Source organism: Parachlamydia acanthamoebae, assembly GCF_000875975.1.
Taxonomy (GTDB): Bacteria; Chlamydiota; Chlamydiia; order Chlamydiales; family Parachlamydiaceae; genus Parachlamydia; species Parachlamydia acanthamoebae.
On record NZ_BAWW01000053.1, the window covers coordinates 1 to 1137 of the forward strand.

The 1137-nt window shown below is 42.3% G+C and carries 1 pseudogene; it reads left to right on the forward strand.

Features of this window, described 5'->3' with window-relative positions:
* Nucleotides 1–1137, forward strand: a pseudogene (locus tag AOM43_RS13080) (hypothetical protein); the annotation flags it as partial.

Below are 1137 nucleotides of genomic sequence, written 5' to 3' on the forward strand. Positions count from 1 at the left end.
TATGATTCATTAGGGCGGAAAGAATCCGTCAAAACCTTCTTTGGACATGGAGACAATGATTATACCTTAGATGTATTTGCCTATGACCTCCATGGCTATGTCGTTGAAGCAAGACAAATGGAGACAATGATTATACCTTAGATGTATTTGCCTATGACCTCCATGGCTATGTCGTTGAAGCAAGACAAGAAGATGCTTTTAAAAACGTCCTCCGTAGACAAACCTATATTTATGACGCCGATGGCAATCAAATAAAAACCAGCACCTATTCACATGCCGATGTTAGCACAGTTAAAACGACCTATAATTGCCATAAACAACCCACTTCTGTCACCGATCCAGAAGGCAATGTCACACGCATAACCTATCGTTATGATTATAAAGATCAGTACGGCCTAACTGTTCCCTATTCAGAAACCACCGATCCCAAAGGAAACATAACCGTTTCCATTTACAACACACACAATCAAATTGCAACTCTGCAAATCAAAAATGCTCTCGGTCAAATTCTTCAACAGCGGGAGTTTTTCTATGATGGAGTGGGACAGCTGATTGAAACACGTGAAAAAGTCTTTAAGGTAGACGTCTTTGATCGGGAAGTCATCACAAAATGGACATACAATTCCATTGGAGACGTCGCCTCTTGCATCGAAGCAGTTGGAACACCTGAACAAAAAAGTACTTTCCACACCTTTAACAACCTCAGCCAAAAGATTTCCACACTAAAACCTGACGGCAATCTGATCTATTTCACCTATGATGGAAAAGGTCGCCTATCAGCTGTAGCTTCCGCTGACCAAACGCTCTCCTATGCCTATACCTATGATCTGAATGATAATCCTATCCTCATTCAGGATCTCATCAATCATACACAAAATACCCGAACTTATGACCGGTGTGATCGCCTCGTTGAAGAAACGTTGGGCAATGGTCTGCAGATGAAATATGTATACGACCGGCAAGGACGCGTTCATTCCAGTACACTTCCTGATGGTAGCCACGTCGTGTACGGCTACAACGCGGTAGATCTAACAGAAGTTAAGCGAATCAACCTTTCAGGAGAACAGCTTTATTCCCAAACTTACCGCTATGACCAAGCAGGTAATCTGATCCAAAAAGATCTGCCTTTCAACATCG